The organism is Anaerobacillus sp. 1_MG-2023, assembly GCF_030547345.1.
Taxonomy (GTDB): Bacteria; Bacillota; Bacilli; order Bacillales; family Guptibacillaceae; genus Guptibacillus; species Guptibacillus hwajinpoensis_B.
This window is the reverse complement of the sequence record NZ_JAUORD010000250.1, coordinates 1-237: the sequence shown is the minus strand read 5'-3', so window position 1 is coordinate 237 and position 237 is coordinate 1. Positions and strand designations below refer to the sequence as shown.

The 237-nt window shown below is 40.1% G+C and carries 1 pseudogene; it reads right to left on the bottom strand.

Going from position 1 to position 237, the window contains the following annotated elements:
• Positions 1 to 57 precede the first annotated feature (57 nt).
• Positions 58 to 237: pseudogene (locus tag Q4550_RS24040) on the bottom strand (indole-3-glycerol phosphate synthase TrpC); the annotation flags it as partial.

Here is a 237-nt window from a genome sequence, read left to right as displayed (position 1 = left end):
AGATCCTCTTACGAGCGATTACCGCAAAGCTTAAGTTCAGGCTTTCTAATGAACTGTTTAACCAAACAAATGCTTAATTCCCTTTTCATATGTACCATCTCTCATAAGAGCCTCACCTACTAGTACGGCTTTCGCTCCAGCAATTTTCACGTATTTAATTTCCTCGTAAGTTGATATGCCGCTTTCGCTATTCATCAATGTTGACTGAGGAATATACTGGCTGAGTGAGTGTGTTTG